The 21,076-nt window shown below is 57.9% G+C and carries 24 protein-coding genes and 1 pseudogene; 16 read left to right on the forward strand and 9 right to left on the reverse strand.

Annotated features, from left to right (window positions below):
- Position 1: 1 nt before the first annotated feature.
- Positions 2–1,021 (reverse strand): anthranilate phosphoribosyltransferase, encoded by a 1,020-nt coding sequence (trpD, locus tag KVY02_RS11395; protein ID WP_026001760.1) that lies wholly within the window; start codon positions 1,019–1,021, stop codon positions 2–4.
- Between the two features lie 36 nt (positions 1,022–1,057).
- Positions 1,058–1,645, reverse strand: coding sequence for an anthranilate synthase component II (locus KVY02_RS11400; RefSeq protein WP_218313565.1), 588 nt, complete (start codon positions 1,643–1,645; stop codon positions 1,058–1,060).
- 1,016 nt (positions 1,646–2,661) lie between these two features.
- On the opposite strand from KVY02_RS11400, the pseudogene KVY02_RS11405 reads away from it, so the two are divergent.
- Positions 2,662–2,775 (forward strand): annotated as a pseudogene (locus tag KVY02_RS11405) (nucleotidyl transferase AbiEii/AbiGii toxin family protein); the annotation flags it as partial.
- A 98-nt stretch (positions 2,776–2,873) separates the two neighbouring features.
- On the opposite strand, the gene KVY02_RS11410 reads toward KVY02_RS11405, so the two are convergent.
- Positions 2,874–3,359: an Lrp/AsnC family transcriptional regulator gene (locus tag KVY02_RS11410; protein WP_016914384.1), complete on the reverse strand. Its 486-nt coding sequence runs from the start codon at positions 3,357–3,359 to the stop codon at positions 2,874–2,876.
- 225 nt (positions 3,360–3,584) lie between these two features.
- Between KVY02_RS11410 and KVY02_RS11415 the strand changes: the two genes are divergently transcribed.
- From KVY02_RS11415 to KVY02_RS11450, 8 genes are read left to right on the forward strand one after another with little or no spacing between them, the layout of a single operon-like run.
- Positions 3,585–3,950: a Dabb family protein gene (locus tag KVY02_RS11415; protein ID WP_016914385.1), complete on the forward strand. Its 366-nt coding sequence runs from the start codon at positions 3,585–3,587 to the stop codon at positions 3,948–3,950.
- A 21-nt stretch (positions 3,951–3,971) separates the two neighbouring features.
- Positions 3,972–4,394, forward strand: a complete 423-nt coding sequence (locus KVY02_RS11420) for a DUF2000 domain-containing protein (protein ID WP_016914386.1) — start codon at positions 3,972–3,974, stop codon at positions 4,392–4,394.
- A 13-nt stretch (positions 4,395–4,407) separates the two neighbouring features.
- Complete coding sequence (locus KVY02_RS11425; protein ID WP_016914387.1) at positions 4,408–5,808, forward strand: phenylacetate--CoA ligase family protein; 1,401 nt, start codon at positions 4,408–4,410, stop codon at positions 5,806–5,808.
- Between the two features lie 2 nt (positions 5,809–5,810).
- Entirely contained in the window at positions 5,811–6,776 is a 966-nt protein-coding gene (locus KVY02_RS11430; RefSeq protein WP_050980294.1) for a branched-chain amino acid transaminase, read from the forward strand.
- A 21-nt stretch (positions 6,777–6,797) separates the two neighbouring features.
- On the forward strand, positions 6,798–7,436 hold the full coding sequence (locus KVY02_RS11435) for a hypothetical protein (RefSeq protein ID WP_016914389.1): 639 nt from the start codon (positions 6,798–6,800) through the stop codon (positions 7,434–7,436).
- A gap of 30 nt (positions 7,437–7,466) precedes the next feature.
- Entirely contained in the window at positions 7,467–8,036 is a 570-nt protein-coding gene (locus KVY02_RS11440; protein WP_016914390.1) for a carboxymuconolactone decarboxylase family protein, read from the forward strand.
- Between the two features lie 39 nt (positions 8,037–8,075).
- Positions 8,076–8,993: an ornithine cyclodeaminase family protein gene (locus tag KVY02_RS11445; protein ID WP_198517601.1), complete on the forward strand. Its 918-nt coding sequence runs from the start codon at positions 8,076–8,078 to the stop codon at positions 8,991–8,993.
- Between the two features lie 29 nt (positions 8,994–9,022).
- Complete coding sequence (locus KVY02_RS11450) at positions 9,023–9,643, forward strand: LysE family translocator (protein WP_016914392.1); 621 nt, start codon at positions 9,023–9,025, stop codon at positions 9,641–9,643.
- Positions 9,644–9,815: 172 nt separating this feature from the next.
- Here the strand turns inward: KVY02_RS11450 and KVY02_RS11455 are convergent, their stop codons facing one another.
- Positions 9,816–9,968 carry a hypothetical protein gene (locus KVY02_RS11455; RefSeq protein WP_156808482.1) on the reverse strand — a complete coding sequence of 51 codons (153 nt, stop codon included), beginning with the start codon at positions 9,966–9,968 and terminating at the stop codon, positions 9,816–9,818.
- Positions 9,969–10,715: 747 nt separating this feature from the next.
- Between KVY02_RS11455 and KVY02_RS11460 the strand changes: the two genes are divergently transcribed.
- Positions 10,716–11,633, forward strand: a complete 918-nt coding sequence (locus KVY02_RS11460; protein ID WP_193460659.1) for a metal ABC transporter solute-binding protein, Zn/Mn family — start codon at positions 10,716–10,718, stop codon at positions 11,631–11,633.
- A 3-nt stretch (positions 11,634–11,636) separates the two neighbouring features.
- Here KVY02_RS11460 and KVY02_RS11465 read toward each other — a convergent pair whose 3' ends face one another.
- Positions 11,637–12,314 (reverse strand): phosphoglycolate phosphatase, encoded by a 678-nt coding sequence (locus KVY02_RS11465; protein WP_081137615.1) that lies wholly within the window; start codon positions 12,312–12,314, stop codon positions 11,637–11,639.
- 125 nt (positions 12,315–12,439) lie between these two features.
- On the opposite strand from KVY02_RS11465, the gene KVY02_RS11470 reads away from it, so the two are divergent.
- Complete coding sequence (locus KVY02_RS11470; protein ID WP_081195677.1) at positions 12,440–13,738, forward strand: NAD(P)/FAD-dependent oxidoreductase; 1,299 nt, start codon at positions 12,440–12,442, stop codon at positions 13,736–13,738.
- Between the two features lie 13 nt (positions 13,739–13,751).
- Here the strand turns inward: KVY02_RS11470 and rpe are convergent, their stop codons facing one another.
- Positions 13,752–14,450 (reverse strand): ribulose-phosphate 3-epimerase, encoded by a 699-nt coding sequence (gene rpe, locus KVY02_RS11475; protein ID WP_016914397.1) that lies wholly within the window; start codon positions 14,448–14,450, stop codon positions 13,752–13,754.
- 227 nt (positions 14,451–14,677) lie between these two features.
- Here rpe and cysP point away from each other — a divergent pair, with 227 nt between their 5' ends.
- The 5 genes from cysP (at position 14,678) to KVY02_RS11500 (ending at position 19,247) form a co-directional block, all read left to right on the forward strand.
- Positions 14,678–15,730 carry a thiosulfate ABC transporter substrate-binding protein CysP gene (gene cysP / locus KVY02_RS11480; protein WP_218313566.1) on the forward strand — a complete coding sequence of 351 codons (1,053 nt, stop codon included), beginning with the start codon at positions 14,678–14,680 and terminating at the stop codon, positions 15,728–15,730.
- A 9-nt stretch (positions 15,731–15,739) separates the two neighbouring features.
- A complete protein-coding gene (cysT, locus tag KVY02_RS11485) occupies positions 15,740–16,594 on the forward strand; it encodes a sulfate ABC transporter permease subunit CysT (protein WP_016914399.1) in 855 nt (284 codons plus the stop codon).
- A complete protein-coding gene (cysW, locus tag KVY02_RS11490) occupies positions 16,594–17,421 on the forward strand; it encodes a sulfate ABC transporter permease subunit CysW (RefSeq protein WP_016914400.1) in 828 nt (275 codons plus the stop codon). Before cysT ends, cysW begins: the two co-directional genes overlap by 1 nt.
- Complete coding sequence (locus KVY02_RS11495) at positions 17,418–18,512, forward strand: sulfate/molybdate ABC transporter ATP-binding protein (protein WP_218313567.1); 1,095 nt, start codon at positions 17,418–17,420, stop codon at positions 18,510–18,512. The genes cysW and KVY02_RS11495 overlap by 4 nt, the downstream gene beginning before the upstream one ends.
- A gap of 141 nt (positions 18,513–18,653) precedes the next feature.
- Positions 18,654–19,247: a YajG family lipoprotein gene (locus KVY02_RS11500; RefSeq protein ID WP_218313568.1), complete on the forward strand. Its 594-nt coding sequence runs from the start codon at positions 18,654–18,656 to the stop codon at positions 19,245–19,247.
- 11 nt (positions 19,248–19,258) lie between these two features.
- On the opposite strand, the gene KVY02_RS11505 is transcribed toward KVY02_RS11500, so the two are convergent.
- From KVY02_RS11505 to KVY02_RS11515, 3 genes are all read right to left on the reverse strand, one after another.
- Complete coding sequence (locus KVY02_RS11505; protein WP_218313569.1) at positions 19,259–19,891, reverse strand: thiopurine S-methyltransferase; 633 nt, start codon at positions 19,889–19,891, stop codon at positions 19,259–19,261.
- A gap of 46 nt (positions 19,892–19,937) precedes the next feature.
- On the reverse strand, positions 19,938–20,573 hold the full coding sequence (locus KVY02_RS11510; RefSeq protein WP_026001763.1) for a TIGR04211 family SH3 domain-containing protein: 636 nt from the start codon (positions 20,571–20,573) through the stop codon (positions 19,938–19,940).
- A gap of 83 nt (positions 20,574–20,656) precedes the next feature.
- A complete protein-coding gene (locus KVY02_RS11515) occupies positions 20,657–20,986 on the reverse strand; it encodes a DUF1820 family protein (protein ID WP_009100748.1) in 330 nt (109 codons plus the stop codon).
- Positions 20,987–21,076: the final 90 nt, after the last annotated feature.

Below are 21,076 nucleotides of genomic sequence, written 5' to 3' on the forward strand. Positions count from 1 at the left end.
ATCATCCTTTGAAAACACTGGTGAAGTGCGAAAGCTCTCGGAGCTTTTCGAGGGGCAATTTGGAGGCCTGCGCATCCTGGGCCACCATCACGCCCTCTTTCAAGCTGTCGGCTATGCCGGCACAGTAGAGCGCGGCACCGGCGTTCAGGGCCACGATATCTGCCGCGGCGCCTTCGCCACTCAGGGATGCCTTTACTAACCGCAGGCTATCTTCGGCACTGGTGGCTTTCAGCGCCGCCAGGCTCTGGCGCTCGATGCCCAGCGCTTCGGGGGCAATGGTGTAGCGGGTGATCTCACCCTCTTTCAGCTCGGCCACCTGGGTGGGAGCTGCCAGGGAAATTTCGTCCAGGCCATCATCGGAGTGGACGACCATCACGTGGCGACTGCCCAGTTTGCGCAGCACTTCGGCCATCAGCGGCACCAGTTCGGCGGAATACACGCCCAGCACCTGATTGGGCGCACCGGCCGGGTTGGTCAACGGGCCAAGAATATTGAACAGCGTGCGCACGCCCATTTCACGACGCGGCCCAATCGCATAGCGCATGGCCGGATGGTGGTTGGGGGCAAACATGAAGCCGACCCCCACCTGCTCGATACAGCGCGCCACTTGTTCCGGCTTCAAATCAAGGTAGATGCCCGCGATATCGAACAGGTCCGCACTGCCAGATGACGAGGAAACGCTGCGATTACCGTGCTTGGCCACATGGGCACCGGCTGCCGCCGCCACAAAACTGGCCGCCGTGGAGACATTGAACAGATTGGCGCCGTCACCGCCGGTGCCGACGATATCCACTACGTTATCGGCATGCAGCGTGACGCGCTTCATCAGGTCGCGCATCACCTGGGCGGCGGCGCTAATCTCCTCGGCGCTCTCACCCTTCATGGCCAGCCCTACCAACAGGCCGCCAATTTGTGCATCGGAGGCCTCGCCGGTCATGATCTGGCGCATCAACGCGTGCATGGCATCGAAAGAGAGGTCTTCGCGGCGCATCACCGCGTTAATTGCGTCTCGCATTTGCATGAGCAGATAAGCCCCTAAAGCGTATGAATTTGGCGATCAGCCGCGTCGCAAGAAATTGGCCAATAACGCATGGCCCTGGCGCGTGAGTATCGACTCCGGATGAAACTGCACGCCCTCGACATCCAGGGAGCGGTGACGAAACCCCATGATGAGCCCCGGCGTCACGTCACTCTCTGCGGTCCAGGCGGTGACTTCCAGGCAGTCGGGCAAGCGGTGCTGGTCGACCACCAGCGAGTGGTAGCGCGTGACTTCCAGCGGATTTTCCAGACCGTCAAACACCCCGGCTCCACCATGTACCACCGCAGACGTCTTGCCGTGCATCACCTGAGGAGCGCGCACCACCTTGCCACCGTATACCTGCCCGATGGCCTGATGACCCAGACAAACCCCCAGAATGGGCAGTCGGCCCGCGAAGTGTTCGATGGCAGCCAGCGAGACGCCCGCCTCATTCGGGGTACATGGCCCCGGCGAAATCACCAGATGGGTAGGTGCCAGCGCTTCCATCTGCGCCAAGGTGATCTCATCGTTGCGGTAGGTCATCACCTCGGCATTCAGCTCCCCCAGGTACTGGACGATGTTGAAGGTGAAGCTATCGTAATTATCGACCATTAAGACTTTATTCATGACAACCCTTTAATTTTCTGATGAATTTTGCCATGAAAGCCTGCCTGTTATACACGCCATTATACACATCGAACGTGGAGTTCAGTGGAACGTGGGCCATCGGACACCCCTGAGGGCAGGTTGAAACAGAACACATCACGCCATACTCTTGCAACGTACATAGCAAGGGGCTGAAGTGGCAAAGGGGCGACAAGTAAACTCTAGCGGGCACCGGCAACAGCACGATGCGCAATAGTGAGGGAGGTCAAGGTCATCCGGCAATCTCCTTGGGTCCTGGAGCCGCCGTGACAGAAAGCTATCTACAGAGCCTTGCCTAGCGGTACGACGGCAAGGTACGGGGCGAGGCCGCAACGATACGCCGCTTCCTATTGGAAGCGCCACCACTGCTGAGCAACATTGACCGATGCGGTACGGGCCATGGCAGATCGAAATTCATTCAATTGATTATAAGAGCTGTGCAGGCACCAAGGCTCCCAAAGCACCCTCAGGCTTTCATGATAACACAGCCCCTCGGCCCCTCGTCCACTACTTGCCCACAGAACCGCCAATCCGTATTATCGCACTCTCCTCAGGCTATGTCCCTTCTGCGGTACCCACAGGCCCTCACCGAGCGGCAAGCGGAGTGCTCCCAATGACATAACCAGCTGATTAGCACGCCTGCCCCCACCTGTGCATGTCCGTGCTTTACGAACATAATGAAGGGCTCGGTTTCACCTTTACGCTCGGTCTGAGTAGCCTTGAGGTCAACAAAGTATATATAGGACCGAAGTACTCCCTCGCCCACTGCAAATCTAACCTTGAGATAGTCAACTCAAGAAGATCCGTTGTCATGTTGCTCTATCAGAAAGCTGAGAAGGCCTAACCGGCTTAACCTCCCGGACAAAACCAATCGAAACGGTATGGATGCAGCGCCAATGCAAGGCCAATTAGACCATCCATAAAACACCAGACACCAAATGGGTCTTGATTAAGGAACCAAGGCGTAGGACGCTGATCGTTGAGCACAGACCAACTAGGTGAAAGTCGAGGTCAATGCGGTGTTTCGCGGCATCGTGCTACCCGTCGAAAGCAATCCACTGAGCGCCCAGACCAGTGATCTGTTCAGCGTCGAGTTCGAAGCGCCGACTTTAACCGCCTGAGAATCAGCTAGCCGAATGCGGCTGCTCGGCGCCACCCCTGATGGAGAGCGATTGCAAGCCACTCTTGGCTAGGCGCGACACAGGCCTCTTCAAACAGCTCGCAGACGTTTGACCGGGAATGAGACGAAAGGCTTAATTTCCTTGAGCACGAACATGCTCTGCATTTCCTTGATGCCAGGCAGCTGCCGAACACTGGACATCGCAAAATCAGCGAATGAATCCAGGTCAGAAGCCACCACCTGCAGCAGGAAATCGGCGTCACCACCGATGCTGTAGCACGCAACGACATCCTCAAGTTGCATGACTTCCTGCTCGAACTTCCTAGCCTCAGATTCACTGTGGCGGTCGATTTTGATCCGTATGAAAACCATGACCCCAAGCCCGATCTTTCGGCGATCCAAGACTGCACGGTAGCCCTGAATGTAGTTTTGATCTTCCAAATGCTTCACTCGACGCCAGCACGGAGATGCAGACATGCCGATCTGATCGGCCAGCATTTGGTTGGTGATCCTGCCATCTTGCTGCAGCGCGGTCAGAATTTTGACATCTGTCAGACTTAACGCTTGATCGGTCATATTTTTCACTCATCAGCGAATTTCTGGTAAATCCTACCATTCCTGATATGACTTGCAACAAGAATAGAAAGCACTTTTCCGACCCTATCAATTAACATTTTAATCCAGTTGCATAAGACTAAATAACTGCCATGCTGCACTGAGTGCTAAGCACTTTATTTTAAATACCAAGTTGATCGGAAAATTAGATAATCGCGTTTACTAGGCGAGACATGAGGATGAGAAATGATTTTCCACCTAGTGGCTTTTAAGCTTAATAGCTCTTTACAGTGGTGTGACAAAGAGGTCATCGAGGCAGAGGCAGCGACTCGCGAACATCCAAAACATATTAGCGAAATACGTGGTTGGCTTTGCGCCCGGAATATAAGTCCACGCGAACAAGCCATGGACTTCGTTGTAATGGGACTATTTGAAAACCAGGAAGACCTTTCTGCATATTTAATCCACCCCAATCATCAACAGGGCGTCCAAAAGTGGAAGAAAATTGCCAACTGGAAAGTGGTTGATATTGAGCTCGGCAGCGACACAACAAGGTTCTTTGGGTTATTGAACGCTCTGGTTGGCGTCAGCGGGAAACTCGTGCAGAGCTGATTTTTAAAAAAGGAGAAGCCAATGAATTTTGATGCAGCCACCCACAAGTGCGTCATCGTAGTCGACAAGGAGCTGGGGCTAGGGCATGCGGCTAATGCTGTTAGCGTCATAGGTGTCAGCATGGGACGCTCGGTAGAAAACCTGGTAGGGCCAGACATGCGAAGTCAGGATAACGTGAATTACCCCGGCGTCATCTACACCCCCTTGCCAATACTGCTCTCCAGCAAAGAAAAGCTGCGCGAAATACTTGTAAAAACACTGGAGGAGGATGAGATTCACAACATCCCGTTCAGTGCCCTGGCGCAATCCTGTAGAACCTATCAAGAGTACGAAGAGCGCATGTCAGCAGCCGATAGCTCTTCCATTGAACTGGTCGCCATTGGACTGGTCGGCTCCAAAAAAAAGATCACCAAGCTAACTGGCAGTCTTCCGCTATTCAAGTAACAAGGGGGCCTCAATGTACGCCTTATTCAAGCCTGATCTTCTGAAGCTGGCTCATACTGTTTATCATCAACACGAGCTATTTGAGAATGGCAAAGTCTCCGCTGACGAGTTAAACAGCATCCAACTTGAGCGGCTTAAAAGCACGCTTCGCTATGTCAGGGAATATGCGCCTTTTTATCGTACTGCACTGTCCGCCATGTCTGATTCAGACATAGATGATCTGAACTGGGATGCATTTCGTAAATTGCCATTCACTACGAAGAGTGATTTGCGCACAGCCGGGCATGAGATGGCTGCTGCGCCGCTGACTGAAGCCTGGATCTACTATGAGACTACGGGCACCACTGGCGCAGCCACCCCATGTCCTCGCAACGAGCAGGACTCCATCTTCAACAACAGCCCGCTGATACTCCGTTATGGCGAGATTTTCCGCGCCCACGGTTCTCAGCATATTATCGGTGTAATGGGGCCTACGGAACTGCATTCGACTGGAGATACTTTCGAGGATGTGTGTCGCAGCTTGGGCCACACTGTCGTGAAAATGTGGCCGCGCTCACCCACTGTAGGGCTGGACCGGGCCGTGACGCTGATCAGGGAACTGAAGATCACCGCGCTAGTCTGCACACCAGCCATTGCCATCAGCCTAGCCAAACATCTGCTCCAAAGAGATTGCCAACCTTCCCACTTGGGCGTGAAGCTGATTTTTACCCTAGGCGAGCTCACTACGCCTGCCCTGCTGCGAAATATCGGTGAGGTTTGGGGTAGTACCATCTACAACTGCATGTATGCGTCACAGGAGTCATCAATCCTTGCAGTGAGCAACATTCAAGGAAACCTCTGCACGGTTCCCTTAAATATTGTTTATGAAGTGATAGATCCGCTGACGGGGCAAGTCTTGGAACCCGAGGACGACAGAATGACAGGCGAACTGGTCATCACCCACCTCTATCCAGGGCAGAAGCCACTGATCCGCTATCGCACTGGCGATATGGTCAGAGCCCAAGTGCTGAATACGGGCCAGTGGCACATCATTCCTATCGGCCGGGTCAGAGACACCTTGATAATCAATGGCAGCACCCACTGCGCCTACGACATCGAAGCCACACTGCTCGAGAATCTCAAAGGCTGCTTAGATTACCATATCCTAGTGGAGGCCGTTGCAGGCGCCGACCAACTGAGCGTCACGCTGGAATTAGAGAGCAGCAGCGCTACCCTGAACAACCTGCAGTTCATTGCCAGCTCCATGGCGGAAAAGCTTAATACTCGCGTTCGCATCGCGGTCGGTTCGACTGATGCCGTGACGGGTACTGCGGCAATGGTTAGCTGGAAAGCCGCCAGACTCCATGACAAGCGTCAAGGCAGTGATAACCAGGAGCGCGAAACCGCATTGAAAATTGCAACGTGGAGGGCCTGACCATGGCGGATTCGCTTGGCACCGTCTCGACTGTGCCGCGCAAACCTCACCCTTGGGTATATCTAGATGGAGAGATAGTGCCAGCTGCAGAAGCCCTAGTCCCAACAACGACCCAAGCCTTCAATTATGGCACTGCCGTTTTCGAAGGCATCCGTGCCTATGCTTCCGGCAATGGTCAACTGAATGTCTTCCGGCTGGACGACCACCTTAAGCGACTAGAGCACTCGGCCAAATTTTTGCAGTTGGAAGGCCTGCCGCCACGCCCGGAGATGAGAGCAATCATTCTCGATCTGCTGCAACGCAACCAAGCATCAACCGATAGCTACATTAGACCTTTGGCCTACAAGAAAACGTTGCTTCCTGGATTCAGCTTCGGCGTCAAGCTCGCTGGGGTCAGCACAGGTCTGGCAATCAACACCCTTGACATGGGAGCCTACATGCCAGCAAACGGCATCCATTGCGCCGTTTCAAGTTGGCGGCGTATTCCCGACTCGTCACTCCCCGCGCGGGCCAAAATCACTGGCAGCTACGCCAATTCGGCGCTAGCTATGGAATCGGCGCAGCGCATTGGGTGCGATGACGCTTTGATGCTGAATGTGCATGGCAACTTGGCCGAATCGACCTCTTCCAACGTCTTCATCGTCAAAGGTGGCCACCTCATTACTCCGCCTTTGAGTGCCCACATTCTTGAGGGCATTACACGCGATACCGTCATCAAGCTGGCCAGAGATGAACTGGGGATGGAGGTTATCGAGAGGGATGTTCCTTTTTCAGAGTTGTTCTCAGTCGAAGAATGCTTTCTGTCTGGCACCGGCGTCGAGATCGTGCCAGTAACTCAAATCGACCACTACAAGCTGCAAGAAAGTGGCGTCGGAAAAGTTAGTACCGCAATCAGAAGACTCTACTTGGAGAGCGTGAGAGGCCTGAATGCCAAATACGCTCATTGGCTGACCCCTATATTTAACTGATTCCATTGGAGACTTGTGGCTATGGACAACAGCTTACTGAACCTAGGTATTGGGGACTGGCACGACGTCATCATTCACACCCTAGGCCCCAGCGGAACCAGCAGTGAAGCCGCCGCCGGATTCTTTGCAAAATGGCTTGAGCAACGACACCCCGAATCATGCGTTCGGATCAAACTTAACGATTCCTATGAGAATGCCTGCTCCTCCATGGAGAAGGAAACACCAGCAGTGCTGATCGTGGCTAACGCCTATCCAGAGATACATAACTTCTATATGGAGCCACGCTTGAATCTAGTCGCTACCTTTGTTTTCGACACCCCTTTGTACGGACTAGCGAGCAAGGGGCCACTGACGACCAGCAAGCCAACCATCGCAACCCACCCGGCACCGCGGCTCCTGATAGAAGAATTACTACCTCGGGGGCTTGAGATAGATTCCGTGATTCTCACACTTTCCACCAGTGCCGCCGCTGCGGCGGCGGCCAGAAGCGAAGTGGATGTTGCTCTGACCACTGAGGTGGCGGCCAAAATCCATGATTTGCATTTCATCTCCAACACCCGTCCGATCCGAATGCTCTGGTCTGTCTTTACTCACACGCACTGGAGTGCACGTCTCGCTGAAACCGACCCGTTCAGGCTGAGCGTGGAGCTTGCCCTTTAATTGAACTACCAATGCACAAACGAGGTCATGATGTCTATTTTGAAGCGACACACAATCGATTCGGCACCGGAGAAAAGCAAAGCGTTACTCCAAAACTCAATCGACAGCTTTGGCTGGATTCCCAACCAGAGTGCATATATGGCCGAATCACCAGCACTATTGGCAGCCTACCAGCAAGCACACGACCTGTTCATCGACAGCTCGTTGGACGAAGCAGAAAAGGCCGTTGTATGGATAACCTGCGGTGTCGAAAATAACTGCACCTACACGGTTCAGGCACATGCCTTCATCGCTTTGTCCAAAGGCGTTGATGCCCGTGTGGTCGAAGCTGCTGCGCACGATCCAGATAACCTTGATGACCGGCTGCGGGCCTTGTACAACTTCACACAGGAAGTTATTCATTGCGGCGGCCGCTTGAAAAGACAGGAAATTGAGGCTGTCCTGCATGCCGGTTTCAGCAAACAAAACATGTTGGACGTGATTCTGGGCGTTTCGCAGAAACACATGTCGACCATCCTGAACAGCATCGCCATCACGGAGGTCGATCATCGCTTCAAGTGGGAGGCATTTCTAGGGATCAAACAGACGGACGAGGCTTGAACTATGCTTCACGTGGATGGCCACTCAGTCAGGAAACTCTTGGACTTTCAACTAGGCCTGATTCTCAGCGAGGAAGCATTCAGGCTGCACTCCTCAAATCAGGTACAGCAGCCGCTACGCACAATCATCCGTGGAAACGACAACGATCTGATGGGTGTTATGCCAGCCTATATCAAGTCCGGCCCCTACAAAGGCTTTGGCTTGAAATCGGTGGTGGTCAGGCTTGGGGCCAAGAAGCTTGGTCCGTCTCATACGGGGAGCGTCTTGATCTATGACGAGGCCGGGACATCCCCAGTCGTTGCGGTCGATGCAGGGGCGATCACCGAAATCCGCACGGCTGCAGCTTCGGCATACGCAACAGACCTACTTGCCGCGCCCAATGCAAGCCGCCTGGCCATTCTGGGTACAGGCCTACAGGCCCGCGCCCATCTCATGGCAATGCAGGCCGTCAGACCGGTCAAACAGCTTTCCATATGGGGGCGCACCGAAACAGCCCGGCAAGAGTTTGCCGCCTGGAGCCAGCGCTTCTGCAACTTCCCGATCTCAACCCACCCAACAGTAACCGAGGCAGTGCATGGCAGCGACATCATATGTACCACCACAGCCGCGCGCTCGCCTATTCTGAGCCGGGCCGCAGTGCCCGCACGCTGCCATATCAACGCCATTGGCTCTTCTGCTCTCGGTTTTCAAGAGTTGCACGAAGATGTGTATGAACACAGCGCCTTGTTCACGGACTGCAATCGTTCGGTACTTGCCTCAGCCGAGTGCGTGATCAAGGCTGTCCAGAAAGGCCTGTTGCCCTCGCAAAAGGTCGGCACAGAAATCGGTAACCTGCATGCCGGTCTCACACCACTGCATGAACAGCGCTTGAGCATCTTCAAGTCGGTTGGACTGGCGGTGCAGGACTTGGTTTTTTCCCGCGAGGCCATCAGACGGTGGCGCTCTACACGCTGTTGACAAAATAACCACTTCATCAGGACCGAGACATGCTCGATGTAACGCAAATATTTTCCTATTCGATGGCACTAGGGATTGCCGCTGCCATCCCCGGCCCTGGCTTGGCCGCTCTCGTCGCCCGTAGCGTCAGTGGCGGTACCTTGCCGGGTTTTTGCCTGCTGCTCGGCTTGATAGTTGGTGACCTGATCTATTTGTCTTTCGCGGTCTTTGGGCTGGCGATGGTCGTGGAACACTTCAACGCACTGTTCGAGGTGGTTCGCTGGGGGGCGGCATTGTATCTGTGCTACCTGGCCTGGCAGTTCTGGTTCACCAATCATCAAACGATAGAAGAGGGCAAGTCAGCGAAGAAACGGGAACTGTTGTCGGCGGCATTGTCTGGACTGACCATAACGCTGGGCAACCCGAAGACCATCGCTTTTTACCTGGCGATCCTTCCATTGGTCATCAACTTAGAGGCGGTCTCGTTACAAACTTGGGTAATGATGTTGGTGCCGCTAACCGTTCTGGTATTACTGAGCGTTGGCGCGCTGTTCATTGTGACGGCTGTGCGTATGCGGCACCTGCTGTCCAGCCCGCGCGCGCAGCAACATCTGTTCCGCGGGGCGGCAACGATCATGGTGGCGGCGGCAGCTTCTATGCTGCGTCGTTAAGATGGTATACATCGTGCTTGCGATGCATCGCTTTGCGAAAAGACTCCAAGCACATACCTGTTTCGAACATAGGTGCCAGTCATTGCGGATGCACGCTCGCCACCAACCTGATTGATCTCGGCACGCAGGTGCTTATTTCTAATCATTCTGAACACTGCAACACTTGATCTCTTTACAAACCATACAGGCTGCGCGCCACGGGTGCGATGGAGCACGCCTCGCCGTTTCGTGGCGGGTCACTGCCAAGGGTAATGACCGTGGTCGCCACATAGACCTCAATCAACGCCGATACCATGCTGCCGTCGTATTGGATGGCTGACGCCACGCAGGCCGCCATGATTGATACCGACGAGTCGCGCAATATACACCGGACTATAAGCAAATTTCCTGCCCCCCTGCGCAAGGTAGCAGCGGTGCTGCTGAGCATCCGGGACAGGCGCTTAACCTGGCAGCGTTCAGAGGGGAGGAGTTGCTACACCAGCGCGGTGTCGCGTTCCAGTGTCGCAAAGCACAGCAACGCGAACTGCCGACGGGAGAGCAATATGCGCTGCCAGATGGGTTCAGCAGACTCCGGCGGCAGCGAGAGATCACCAGCACAGGCACTGACGGTTCCGACTGCGCCATTGTTCCACTTACTCCGTGACACTCATAAAGCTATTCTGCTCAGGGTGATAACCCAACCCAAGGCCTCCTTGCAGAGGCAATCAGCGACTAATGCAGTAACGCCTTGGTTCGTTTTTACACAAGAGGGCGTTCTTCAGTTTCGGACTTGAACACAATGGCCATTGGCGTCAAGCGTAGGGATAAAGAAGCACTGGTCACTATGCAGTGTCAGAGGTGTTTGAAACGCCTGGGACCTGTCAACAACACGTTCGCAAAGGCCAGGAGCAGAGCGCCAAATTCGCGTTATCGTTTTTTATACAGCAAAGAGGTTAAATCAGAGTGAGGTAATCATTCGACGAATAGGCGGGGCATCGTTCATCGACTACCCTGCATAGGAAGTGGCCGACACTGGCAACACTGCCCAACACTCTTTATGATCTGCTGTTTTTTTACGGGTTAGGAGCGTGACATGGATAGGCGATTCCCTGGGACGATCACGCTGTTGCTCTTGGCACTGCTTGCTGCCCCTCCCGCCTTCGCGACCGCCACCATCAACGTGATTGCATCGTTCTCGATCATCGAGGACCTGGTGAAACGCGTGGCAGGCAGTGACGTGCGCATTGTGACCATCGTACCACCCGGTGAGGATGTTCACCGCTGGGAACTGACGCCCCCCAACGTGCTGGCCCTGGAAGAGGCCGATATCGTGTTTTACAACGGCTATGGCCTGGAGCCCTGGCTGCGCCATGTACAGGCCATGGCGGATGACACACTGACACTGACTGCTCTGGCGGAAAACGCGGCCATGTCGCCGCTGACCATTCCCATGGGCCAGTACAAGGGCAACCCCGACCCGCATATGTGGATGGACCCCAAGGGCGCTGCCGCCTACCTCGATGTGATTGCCGAGACGCTGAGCGAACGCTACCCGAGCAAGGCCGACGCCTTCCAGCAACGCGCCGTTGAAGCCAGGGAAGCCCTGCTGGCGCTGGACCAGCAGGTGCGAGAGCGGCTGCAGGGCATCCCGCAGACCAACCACACCCTCATCACCAGCGAAGCCTCGATGGGCTACTTTGCTCGCGCCTACGAGTTCGAGTACAGCGCCATCTGGGGCCTCAATAGCGAAACCCAGGGCAGCGCATCGGCCATGGAGGCGATGAGCATACAGCTCGCCGAGCAGCGTCCGCCTGCGCTCTTTTATGAAAGCACGGTGCCCGACATTCACATGGACGCCTTGGCGAGAGAGTCAGGCCTGGCCCTGGCAGGCCCGCTCTACATCGATACGCTCAGCGAGGCCGATGGCCCTGCCTACAATTACCCTGCCTTGCTGCTGCACAACGCCGAGCTGCTGCATGAGGCGCTGGGGGGCGCCCGCGCCGATCACTGACACCTAAGCGTCAGAGCCGATCAGCTCAGCCAAGGACTCGATCAGCACATCCGGCTGGCTCTGTTCGATGGGGTCGCCGTGATTGTAGCCGTAAGGCAGCGCCACCGTGGCAAAACCCGCTGCCTTGCCCGCCTCGATATCGTGGCGTGAGTCTCCAACCATCACGCAGGCACTCGGCGCAACGTCCAACAAACGTGCGATATGTAGCAGCGGTGCGGGGCTGGGCTTTTTCTCTGGCAGCGAGTCGCCACCCACGCAGTGGGCAAACAGCGCCAGCAGTTCGAAATGCTCCAGAATGGGCGCAATGAAGCGCTCGGGCTTGTTGGTAATGAGCGCCAGCGTGAAGCCTGCGTCATGCAACTGCTGCAGCGCTTGCGCCACGTGCGGGTACAGCACGGTGCGTGCGTTGGGCGCCGCCGCATAATGGCGCATGAACGCCGCCAGCGCAGCCTCGACAAGCCCCGGCTCCGGCGCTGACGAAGTCGCCCAACTGAGTGCACGCTCCACCAACACCTGTGCACCGTTGCCTACCCAGTGGCGCACCTGCTGCTCACCCGGCAGCGGCAGCGCCATCTCCCGCATGGATTGCTGTACGGCCACGGCCAGATCAGGCACGGAATCGATCAAGGTGCCATCGAGGTCGAAGGCGATCAGTTGCTTCTGCTGCAGAATGGTATGCACACGGGCTCCTTGGTCATGGCACTGGACGCGATAATCTCGATCAATTTTATCATCTTATCGGCCTGCGATTACCCATATCGCGTGGAAGCTTCTATGCTGAGGCTATATTAGCCAAGGAGAGAGTAATGGCCACTCCCCGAATTGTGATTGTGGGCGGCGGCGCCGGAGGCCTGACCCTCGCCACCAAGCTGGGGCACACGCTGGGCAAGAAAAAACGCGCCGAGATCGTACTGCTGGACCGTAACGCGACCCATGTCTGGAAACCGCTGCTCCATGAGCTGGCTACCGGCGTGTTGAACTCGAGCATGGACGAAGTGGACTATCGTGGTCACTCCACCGCCCATCACTACCGCTACCAGCGGGGCTCATTGAGCGGGCTGGATCGTCAACAGAAGGTGATTCACCTGGCGGCCATCGTCGATGAAGAGGGCGAAGAAGTGCTGCCCGCTCGGCAGATCACCTATGACTACCTGGTACTGGCACTGGGCAGCGTTTCCAACGACTTTGGCACTCAGGGCGTGGCCGAGCACTGCCACTTCATCGATTCGCCCCAGCAGGCCAAGGCGTTCCAGCGGGACATGATCAATACCTTCCTGCGCTACACCGACCCATCGCTGCGCCAACATACTCAGCTCACCATCGGTATCGTCGGCGGTGGCGCCACAGGGGTAGAGCTGTCGGCGGAGCTGCTGGATGCCTCACGTCTGTTGAACGCCTACGGGGTGACGGCGGTGGACCACCAATCCATCAGCGTACACTTGATCGAGGCCGCGCCGCGCCTGCTGCCAGGTTTGTCCGAACGCATCAGCGGCACTGTACAGCAGGAGCTGGAAAGCCTTGGCGTCACCGTGCACGTCAACACGGCCATTCAGGAGGCGAAGGAGTATCATCTGGTCACCAATGATGGCGAAGTCATCGATACCGACCTGAACGTCTGGGCCGCGGGCATCAAGGCGCCCGAGTTCCTCAGCGAGCTGGGGCTCACTACCAACAAGCGCCATCAGGTCGCCGTGCACCAAACCCTGCAAAGCGTCGATGACCCTGCCATTTTTGCCCTGGGCGACTGCGCCAGCTGCCCACAAGGCGAGGATGCCACCGTGCCGCCCCGCGCCCAGGCCGCCCATCAGCAAGCCAAGGTACTGGCGAAGAACCTGATCAACTGCCTGGAACAGAAACCCCTGGCCGCGTTTCACTACCGTGACCACGGCTCACTGGTATCGCTGGCACGCTACGATGCGGTGGGCAACCTGATGCGCAGCTCCGCTTCTCGCGGGCTGTTTCTGGAGGGCTGGCTGGCGCGCCAGGCGTATGCTTCCTTGTATCGTATGCATCAGCTGTCGATACATGGCGCGCCAAAGACGGGTCTTGCCTGGCTGGTAGACAAACTGAACCGCTACCTCAAGCCACGCATGAAGCTGCATTGAGCGCCCGCCTCGATCAGCGGACGCTGGCCAGCGCAGCTCGCATCTGCTGAATGACGCTATCGTATCCGTGGGGGTCGCTGGCCTGGTGCGCATTGAAAATGGCCGAGCCAGCCACGAACGTATCGGCACCGGCAGCGGCAATCTCGGCGATGTTATCCACCTTGACGCCCCCATCGATCTCCAGGCGGATTGGCAAGCCCGAAGCATCGATCCTTGCCCGCGCCTCGCGCAGCTTGTCGAGGGTCGTCGGGATGAACGATTGCCCACCAAAGCCCGGGTTGACGCTCATCAGCAGCACCATATCCACTTTGTCCATCACGTAATCGAGATAGCTAAGCGGCGTTGCCGGGTTGAAAACCAGCCCGGCCTTGCAGCCGCCATCGCGGATCAGCTGCAAAGAGCGATCGATATGCTCGGAGGCTTCGGGGTGAAAGGTGATGTAGCTCGCACCCGCGTCGATGAAATCACTGATCATGCGATCCACCGGCTTGACCATCAGATGCACATCGATGGGCGCGGTCACGCCGTGCTGGCGCAGCGCCTTGCAGACCATTGGGCCAATGGTCAGGTTGGGCACGTAGTGGTTGTCCATGACATCGAAGTGCACCACGTCCGCACCGGCGGCCAGAACGTTGTCTACCTCTTCCCCCAAACGGGCGAAGTTGGCCGACAAAATGGAAGGGGCAATCAAGAAATCCTGGGCAGTGCTCATCATGGGGTCCTTAGCGCGGATTAACGGTATTGCGCTATCTTACCAGAGCGCTGCGCCCAGCCCCACGCAAGGATGATGCCCTTGAGCGGTATGAAAGGCATGCGTCATTGCCTAACCTTCCTCATATATTCACAAATAGAATATAAAACACAATTGTAATTCCACAATGACAGGTTTAACCTTAGCACCATCGCGACTATGTCGCCCCCTGCTATCAGGAGCCTGCCATGACACACAATACTCTCTTTCGTACCGGCTTATTTCGTAACGGCCTGCGCCGTAGCCTGCTGGCCGTTGCCGTCGGCACCGCCGTTGCCGGCATGACGCTCTCCACCAGCGCCGTGGCCCAGGAGCGCGAGCTGCTCAACTCCTCCTACGATATCGCCCGTGAGCTTTTTTCGGCCATCAACCCTGAGTTCCAGGCCTGGTGGCAGGAAGAGCACGGCGAAGAGATCGGCATCAGCCAGTCTCACGGCGGCTCCTCGGCCCAGGCCCGGGCCATCATGCAAGGCCTGCGCGCCGATGTAGTAACCTATAACCAGGTCACCGACGTTCAAGCGCTGGCGGATGCAGGCCTGGTCGCGGAAGATTGGCAGCAGGCGTTCGACAACAACGCATCACCCTACTACTCCACCACCGCGTTCCTGGTGCGCAAGGGCAACCCCAAGGGCATCGAGAGCTGGGACGACCTGGTACAGGAAGACGTCCGCATGGTCTTCCCGAATCCGAAAACCTCCGGCAATGGCCGCTACACCTATTTGGCCGCCTGGGGCTTCGCCGATCAGGCTTTCGACGGTGACGACGAGCAGATTCAGGATTTCATGCGCACCTTCCTGCGCAACGTGGCGGTATTTGACACCGGCGGTCGTGGTGCCACCACCAGCTTCATCGAACGCGGCATTGGCGATGTGCTGATCAGCTTCGAGTCCGAAGTCAACAATATCCGTACCGAATACGGCAGCGACGATTATGAAGTGATCGTGCCGCCGGTCAGCATCCTGGCCGAATTCCCGGTCGCCGTGGTCGGCCCCAACGCCGAGCGCAACGGCAACAGCGATCTGGCCCAGAGCTACCTCGAGTACCTCTATAGCGAAGAGGCTCAGCGCCTGCTGGCAGGCTTCAACTACCGTGTGCATAACGAGACCGTGGTGGCCGAGTTTGCCGACCAGTTCCCCGAGACCGAGCTGCTTCAGGTCGAAGACGTGTTTGGTAGCTGGGAAGAAGCCATGGAAGCCCATTTCGAAGGCGGCGCACTGCTCGATCAACTGCAACGTCGTTAACGGAGCCCCATGAGCCAACTTGCATTCTGGCGATCCGGCAGCACACGCGTGCTGCCGGGTTTTGGCCTTTCCATGGGTATCAGCGTGCTGTTTATCTCGCTGGTACTGCTGCTGCCCATCACCGGGCTGTTTGGCCAACTGGCGGGGCTCAGTCTCAGCGAGTACTGGGCCATCATCACCGATGGCCGCGTGGTGGCCAGCTACACCGTGACCATTGGCGCTGCCGCCGTGGCCGCGCTGGTCAACGCCGTTTTCGGGCTGCTGCTGGCCTGGGTGCTGGTGCGCTACGAGTTCCCCGGCAAGCGCCTGCTGGATGCGCTGATGGACCTGCCCTTCGCCCTGCCCACGGCGGTGGCGGGCATTACCCTGGCCACCCTGTATGCCGGCAATGGCTGGATGGGCCGCCTGCTCGAACCACTGGGCTTTCAGGTCGCCTATACCTGGGTCGGCATTGCCCTGGCCATGGCTTTCACCAGTATTCCTTTCGTGGTGCGCACCGTGCAGCCGGTACTCGAAGACCTGCCCGCCGAGATCGATGAAGCCGCCATGTCGCTGGGTGCTACCGACAGCGTGGCATTTCGCCGGGTGATCATGCCCCACCTGTGGCCAGCGCTGGTCACCGGTACGGGGCTGGCGTTCGTGCGCTCTCTGGGCGAGTTCGGGGCGATCATCTTCATCGCGGGCAACATGCCCTACGAAACGGAGATCACAGCATTGATGATCTTCGTTCGGCTTCAGGAGTACGACTACGCAGGCGCTTCGGCCATCGCCTCGGTGGTGCTGTTCGTGTCGCTGGCACTGCTGCTGGTCATCAACATCTGGCAGGGGCGCTTCGTGCGCCGCTTGCATGGAGGAAAAGGCTAATGCATCGCGTAGGGGATGCGCCGCTGGTGCGGCGCGTACTGATCGTCAGCGCCCTGCTGCTGTCGGCGCTGTTTCTGCTGCTGCCGCTGGTCGCCATCTTCGCCCAAGCCTTTTCTCAGGGCGTGGCGGTGTTCTGGGCCAATGTGACCAACACTTTCACCCTGCACGCCATCGGCCTGACGCTGGTCATCGCGCTGATGACCATTCCGGTGTGCCTGGTCTTTGGCGTCGCGCTGGCCTGGCTGGTGACCCGCTTCAGCTTCCCCGGCCGCCGCATTCTGCAAACCCTGATCGACATACCCTTTGCCGTTTCGCCAGTCGTGGCCGGTTTGATCTACCTGCTGCTCTACGGCCGCAATGGCTGGATCGGCAGCTGGCTGGACACCCATGACATCCAGCTCATGTTTGCCTGGCCCGGCATTCTGATGGTCACCATCTTCGTCACCTGCCCCTTCGTCGCTCGGGAACTGATTCCGTTGATGCAGGCCCAGGGCTCCCGCGAAGAAGAAGCCGCCGTGACCCTGGGCGCCTCAGGCTGGACCACGTTCTGGCGCGTGACACTACCCAACATCCGTTGGGCACTGCTGTACGGCATCATCCTCACCAACGCCCGCGCGGTAGGTGAATTCGGCGCGGTCTCCGTGGTCTCAGGGGCTATTCGCGGGCAGACCAACACGCTGCCCTTGCACCTCGAACAGCTCTATCAGGATTACAACGCCGTGGGGGCATTTGCCAGCGCGGCCTTGCTGGCGCTGATTGCCCTGTTAACCCTTGCGGCCAAGGCAGGCCTGGAATGGCGCGCATCGCGCCGGGAGGCACTCGTATGAGTATTCGCTTAGAGAATATTGCCAAGCATTTTGCCAACACACAGGCCCTCGAACCCATCGACCTGGACATTCATGAGGGCGAGCTGGTCGGCCTGCTGGGGCCCTCCGGGTCGGGCAAGACGACCCTGCTGCGCATCATTGCGGGGCTGGAGAGCGCTGACCGCAGGCCAACGCCCGGTAAAATTCTGTTTGGCGATCGCGATGTCACCCATGTGCACGTGCGTGACCGGCGCATCGGTTTTGTATTTCAGCACTATGCGCTGTTTCGCCACATGAGCGTCTACGACAACGTGGCCTTTGGCCTGACTGTGATGCCGCGCAAGCGTCGCCCCTCCAGCGGCGAGATTCGTGCCCGAGTGTTCCGGCTGCTGGAAATGGTTCAGCTCCAGCATTTGGCCAACCGCCTGCCTGCGCAGCTCTCGGGCGGCCAGCAGCAGCGTGTGTCGCTGGCCAGGGCACTGGCCGTAGAGCCCGACGTGCTGCTGCTGGACGAGCCCTTCGGCGCGCTGGACGCCAAGGTACGTCAGGACCTTCGCCGCTGGCTGCGTCGCCTTCATGATGAGCTGAACTTCACCAGCGTATTCGTGACCCACGACCAGGAAGAGGCGCTGGAGCTTTCGGATCGCGTCGTGGTGATGAGCAATGGCCGTATCGAACAGATCGACACGCCGGAAACCCTCTACCGCTCGCCGAAGAACCGCTTTGTGTTCGAATTCCTCGGTGACGTGAACCATCTGGAGGGCAGCGTGCAGCAAGGTGTGCTGACCTGCGGAGACGCGCGCCTGCAGGTAGACCTGCCGGACGGTGACGAAGAGCTGCTGCTGCGCCCCCACGAAGTGCGCCTGGCCGAGGCACCCAGCCCGGAAAGCCACCTGCCTGTCACGGTCACCGCGCTTTCTCCTGTGGGGGCCGAAGTACGGGTCGAGCTGGAGGCGGATTGGCTTGCCAAGCCCTGGCTGGCCACCGTGCGTCATGCCGACTTCGAACGGCTGAACCTGCAGCGCGGCCAGCGGCTATTTGCGCATCCGCGCCAGTGGCATCGATTCAAGGAAGACGCCGCGCCCCAGCAGCAGCCTAGCCGGGTCGCGTAAGCCGCTGGCCTCGCCTGTCGTGGCAGGGCTATACTGTACCGAATCTGGTCAGCAATGCCTTGTTACGACAGGTTTTTACTATTCAGGCAAGCGGTTACCCAGACAGGTGACGATCCAAACAAGTAGAGTGTGGAGAGAGATATGCGTCGGCGTCATTTTTTACGTATTTCCGGTGCGCTGTTGGCCACCGCCCTGCTGGCCGGCTGCGCCAGCCCCCAGTTCCTGCAGCTGAACCCCACCCGTACGGCCAACGTGCCGCAGGTAGGTTCCGGGCAACAGGTGACCGTGGTGGCCGTGGACACCCGGCCCAGTGAAGTCATTGGCACGCGGGCAGGCGGTAGCATGTCGACAGCGCAAATCACCGTCGACCGACATGAGCTGATACCGAAACTGCAGGCCGAAGCTGAGCGTGCGGTGCGCGACATGGGCTTCAACCCCACCCGGGAAACCGCCCAGGGCCGCCCCACTCTGACGCTGGAGCTCGCCAGTCTGGCTTACCTGCGGGGCGATAGCGGCCAGCCGCTCATCGACGAGGCCCGTATCGAGGGTGTCTTCCGAGCCATCGCGCAGCACCAGGGCACGACCTATACCGGCACCTATACCTCACGCCGTACGCAGGGCTACGCCATCAAACCTGGTGAAGACAGCAATACCCGCATGTTGAACGACCTGCTGAGCGATGGTTTGAACCGCGCCTTCAGCGACCCGGAACTGGGCCGTCTGCTGGCGCGCTAATCTGGGTCAGCTCACACGCGAGGGCCGCGCCGCTCCAGTGCCCAAAGGCTCTCGCGACGGCCACGCTCATCGGCGGGCTCCGTAGAGAGCCGATCAACGCGAAAATTGGGCGCCAGCAGGCGCTCTATTTCGTGGTCGGGCACGTTGAAGGGCGGCCCTGCCTCGCCTTCCTGATGAGTCAGCGCGACGAGCAACCCCTTGGCACCGGGCGGTATCAGCTGTGCCAGATGGAACGCATAGCGCTCACGGGTGGCGGGTGGCAGGGCAATCAACGCCGCCCGGTCATAGAAGGCCCCGACTTCGGCAGCCTGTTTGATATGCAGATGAAAGAAGTCCCCGCACCAGAGCTCGACACTCCCCTGACGAAACACCTCGAAACCTGACTGGCGGTAGCGAGAAACGCCCTCTTCCCGCTGGGCCAGAAACTGCTCAATGGCTTCCGGGGCCAGCTCGACGCCCAGCACCGGATGCCCCTGCTCGGCCAGCCAGCGCATGTCCAGGCTCTTGCCGCACAGCGGCACCAGCACTTTGGCACCCTCCTCCACCCCCAGCTCGGGCCAGTGCTGTGGCAGCGCGGTATGTGTTGCCGCCAGATGAAAGCCAATGCGCCCTTCCTGCCAGCGCAACCGCCAGGGGTTGTCCATGGTACTTACCTCGTCAGGCCGTGATGGAGGATGACCAGCACGCTGTTTAGAACCAGCGGTCACGTTTTTTGCGGCGACGCGGCAGATGCGGCACGATCAGCCCCACCAGCAGGCCCGCACCGGCCACCCCCCCGCCGTACATGAAGTAGCGCATCAACAAGTCTTCTTCCTGGGTATCCAGACGTGCCTGCAGCGCGCGCACCTGACGGCGGGCCTGCTCGGACTCGGCGTCCAGCTCGTGATTACGCGCTTCCAGCTCGGCAATACGCTGCTCACGGACCTCCAGAGTTTCGGTCATCGAAGAGACCCGCTGCTCCCAGGTATCGTTGATGCCGTCGAGCTCCTGGGTCAGCTCTTCCACCTGCGCCTGAAGCTCAGGCAACTGCTGACGAGCGCTGGGCGTTTGCTGCAGTTCACTGCTCAGCACCCACACAGTGTCGCCGCTGTTGCTGCGCACTCGGGTGTAGTTCCCGCTGGTTTCCAGTACGTCGACCTGCTCACCCGCATTCAGCGTTCCCACAATGCGATAGCCATCTGTGGGGCCACTACGCACATAGGTGCTTAGCTCATCACTGACCCAGGCTTGGCTATCGGATTGAGCAAACGCTAACTGGCCACTGGCACTCAACAGCACGCCCATGGCGGCGGCGTAACAATTCCTGCGAAATTTCTCTACTTGCATGACGTCATGTCCTGATCATAAAAAACGCGGCTGACCGACGAAGCCAGCCTGCGTAGCGCTATAGCGTTGCGCGTGTTGGGCGCTTACCCTTCCCCACGGGGCGGTAGCGGGAAGGGGCGAGGAAACTCCGCGACGCGAGCATCACTTTTCACCGCTTTCAAGGGGCCTTCACGCTCTACTTCGTCAATGCGCACAATGGCATTGAGCGGCAGGTAGCTGCGCTTGACACCTTCGAAGGTACGCTGCAGTTTCTCCGCTCCCGGATCCACCACCACTCGCGACGCATCGTCAAAGACAAACTCCTCGACTTCAATAAAGCCCCAGAGTTCGCTCTGAAAGATCTCTCTTACGTATAAATCCCAAATTTCACCCTGCTGGTGAACCACCACACGGTAGATCGGCTTGGCCGCCATCTTGGCCTGTTCCTCTTGACGCTTGAACGTATCCAACAACGGGGTAGCCTACCACACTCATCGGGCAGCCCCTTAGCAGACATCATCAAT

Origin of the sequence: Halomonas sp. 18071143 (assembly GCF_019211725.1) — a bacterium.
Taxonomy (GTDB): Bacteria; Pseudomonadota; Gammaproteobacteria; order Pseudomonadales; family Halomonadaceae; genus Vreelandella; species Vreelandella stevensii.

Bases quoted from the DNA above. Each gene is read 5' to 3' on its own strand.
- trpD (WP_026001760.1), bottom strand. From the start codon at position 1,021: ATGCAAATGCGAGACGCAATTAACGCGGTGATGCGCCGCGAAGACCTC.
- KVY02_RS11400 (WP_218313565.1), bottom strand. From the start codon at position 1,645: ATGAATAAAGTCTTAATGGTCGATAATTACGATAGCTTCACCTTCAAC.
- KVY02_RS11410 (WP_016914384.1), bottom strand. From the start codon at position 3,359: ATGACCGATCAAGCGTTAAGTCTGACAGATGTCAAAATTCTGACCGCG.
- KVY02_RS11415 (WP_016914385.1), top strand. From the start codon at position 3,585: ATGATTTTCCACCTAGTGGCTTTTAAGCTTAATAGCTCTTTACAGTGG.
- KVY02_RS11420 (WP_016914386.1), top strand. From the start codon at position 3,972: ATGAATTTTGATGCAGCCACCCACAAGTGCGTCATCGTAGTCGACAAG.
- KVY02_RS11425 (WP_016914387.1), top strand. From the start codon at position 4,408: ATGTACGCCTTATTCAAGCCTGATCTTCTGAAGCTGGCTCATACTGTT.
- KVY02_RS11430 (WP_050980294.1), top strand. From the start codon at position 5,811: ATGGCGGATTCGCTTGGCACCGTCTCGACTGTGCCGCGCAAACCTCAC.
- KVY02_RS11435 (WP_016914389.1), top strand. From the start codon at position 6,798: ATGGACAACAGCTTACTGAACCTAGGTATTGGGGACTGGCACGACGTC.
- KVY02_RS11440 (WP_016914390.1), top strand. From the start codon at position 7,467: ATGTCTATTTTGAAGCGACACACAATCGATTCGGCACCGGAGAAAAGC.
- KVY02_RS11450 (WP_016914392.1), top strand. From the start codon at position 9,023: ATGCTCGATGTAACGCAAATATTTTCCTATTCGATGGCACTAGGGATT.
- KVY02_RS11460 (WP_193460659.1), top strand. From the start codon at position 10,716: ATGGATAGGCGATTCCCTGGGACGATCACGCTGTTGCTCTTGGCACTG.
- KVY02_RS11470 (WP_081195677.1), top strand. From the start codon at position 12,440: ATGGCCACTCCCCGAATTGTGATTGTGGGCGGCGGCGCCGGAGGCCTG.
- rpe (WP_016914397.1), bottom strand. From the start codon at position 14,450: ATGAGCACTGCCCAGGATTTCTTGATTGCCCCTTCCATTTTGTCGGCC.
- cysP (WP_218313566.1), top strand. From the start codon at position 14,678: ATGACACACAATACTCTCTTTCGTACCGGCTTATTTCGTAACGGCCTG.
- cysT (WP_016914399.1), top strand. From the start codon at position 15,740: ATGAGCCAACTTGCATTCTGGCGATCCGGCAGCACACGCGTGCTGCCG.
- cysW (WP_016914400.1), top strand. From the start codon at position 16,594: ATGCATCGCGTAGGGGATGCGCCGCTGGTGCGGCGCGTACTGATCGTC.
- KVY02_RS11495 (WP_218313567.1), top strand. From the start codon at position 17,418: ATGAGTATTCGCTTAGAGAATATTGCCAAGCATTTTGCCAACACACAG.
- KVY02_RS11500 (WP_218313568.1), top strand. From the start codon at position 18,654: ATGCGTCGGCGTCATTTTTTACGTATTTCCGGTGCGCTGTTGGCCACC.
- KVY02_RS11505 (WP_218313569.1), bottom strand. From the start codon at position 19,891: ATGGACAACCCCTGGCGGTTGCGCTGGCAGGAAGGGCGCATTGGCTTT.
- KVY02_RS11510 (WP_026001763.1), bottom strand. From the start codon at position 20,573: ATGCAAGTAGAGAAATTTCGCAGGAATTGTTACGCCGCCGCCATGGGC.
- KVY02_RS11515 (WP_009100748.1), bottom strand. From the start codon at position 20,986: ATGGCGGCCAAGCCGATCTACCGTGTGGTGGTTCACCAGCAGGGTGAA.